General features: G+C 36.1%; 2 protein-coding genes. Both read left to right on the plus strand.

What is annotated here, in order from left to right:
• The coding region (locus AC1DND_RS26630) for a sterol desaturase family protein (RefSeq protein ID WP_477585706.1) at positions 1–1,120 on the plus strand (1,120 nt) is incomplete at its 5' end.
• Complete coding sequence (locus tag AC1DND_RS26635; RefSeq protein WP_477585708.1) at positions 1,110–1,802, plus strand: lysoplasmalogenase; 693 nt, start codon at positions 1,110–1,112, stop codon at positions 1,800–1,802. The genes AC1DND_RS26630 and AC1DND_RS26635, both read left to right, overlap by 11 nt.
• Positions 1,803–2,004 lie beyond the last annotated feature (202 nt).

Genomic DNA, 2,004 nt, shown 5'->3' on the forward strand with positions numbered 1-2,004 from the left:
GCTTAATGATAGTATTGCCAATTTAAGTCAGGGTATTGGGCAGCAGCTCACCGGGATATTTATGAAAACCGCATTGTTTTTTGGTTACAAGTATATTTTTGAGCACTGGCATTTATTTGAATTACCTAAAACAATATGGGTTTGGATACTGCTATTTATTGGTGTCGATTTTTTCTATTATTGGTTTCATCGGATGAGCCACGAAGTAAATGCTTTATGGGCAGCACATATTGTACATCACCAATCAGAAGAATATAATTTAACCGTGGCTTTGCGGCAAAGCTGGTTTCAGGGGTGGTTTAGCTGGGTATTTTATCTTCCATTGGCATTTGTTGGTTTTGATCCGATTATGTTTTTAACATTAAGTTYTTTCAATACTTTGTATCAGTTCTGGATTCATACCAGAGCCATTAAAAGCATGGGCTTTTTAGAACATATATTAAATACACCTTCACATCATCGGGTACACCACGGCTCTAACCCAAAATATATTGATAAAAACCACGCAGGTACATTGATTATCTGGGACCGCTTTTTTGGTACTTTTCAGAAAGAAGAAGAAGAGGTTTATTATGGTATTACCAAACCTTTGGCCAGCTGGAATCCTGTTTGGGCTAATCTTCATTATTGGGATGACCTGGTTAAAACAGCAAAGAAATCACCTAAATTCAGTGATAAAATTAAAGTTTTTCTTAAACCACCTGGCTGGTTTCCAGCACACTTGGGCGGATTTCAACATGCGCCGGAAATAAATGTAGAAACCTATAAAAAATATAATCCAGCATATCAATCAGGGTTAACGGGTTACGTTCTGATCCAATTTTTAGTTGCTTTAACTGCAGGTTCTGCAATGTTGTTTTCTTATCATAAAATGGAAACCATTGCTTTAGTGTCAGGAGCTATTTTTACCATATTCACATTAATTACCTGTGGTGCATTATTAGAACAAAAGGCATGGCAAATTAAGTTTGAGTATTTTAGGCTGCCGTTTGGTGTTTTGCTGGTTTTATTTTTGAAATTTCCGGTCGGATATCAAGTAATTTTTGTGGCTATCCAGTTAATATCCGTAATTTGGTTTTTTAATTTGCAAAAGGCAAATCCCAATCCTGATGAAGACTAAGCTATTTTCATTTATATTTTTCCTTGTATTTGTAATTCAGCTATATGCCGAATATGCCAATAATATTGGACTCCGAAATTTCTCTAAGCCATTAATCGTGGTGGTACTTTTAGCATGGCTTTATCTGAGCACAAACTTGAAAGGGCGTTTCCATAAGAGAATTTTCATCGGATTAATTTTTGCTTGGGCTGGTGATATTTTGCTGATGTTTCAAAGCGGTAAACCAAGTTTTTTTATCTTTGGGTTAATCGCCTTTGTAGCCTGCCATATTTTTTACATCAGGGCATTTACACTCGATCATAGATCGAATCCTAACCACAAAACGCCTTATTTTTTGTGGGCTGTAGGCGCATTTGCTATTTTTTGTTCAGGCTTGTTTTTCTACCTGCAGCCAAAACTAGGAGCAATGCAGTTCCCCGTTTTAATGTATGCCATTATTATCACGGTTATGGCTATTATGGCCGTTAACCGGTATGGGAAAGTGAATATTTTCAGCTTTAAACTCATTTTGTATGGTGCGCTGTTTTTCTTATTGTCAGACAGTGTGCTGGCCGTAAATAAATTCGCTCAGCCCATCCCACAAAGTGGGGCATTAATTATGGCAACCTACATGATTGCGCAGTATTTAATTGTTTATGGTACCATAACGCGCGAATTAGTGGTAAAACGCACCGAGATTTAAATCAAACAAATACTGAATTTTTTGTTTTCGATTGTCTATTGACACACGTACTCGAGTGCAGTTGAAATTATATTATTTTCTAAAATAGCTCAACAAATAATTTCGTAATTGAACTGGGTTAAAAAAACTTAAAATATCAAACCAGTATCATTAATAATACGCGTTTAAAGGTGCTTTGTGTGCTTTTTTAGCCCATTTAGGT

Source organism: Pedobacter sp. 01N416, from assembly GCF_056399685.1.

What these genes read in the sequence shown, in the direction of transcription:
- AC1DND_RS26635 (WP_477585708.1), top strand. Translation starts at nt 1,110, where the DNA reads ATGAAGACTAAGCTATTTTCATTTATATTTTTCCTTGTATTTGTAATT.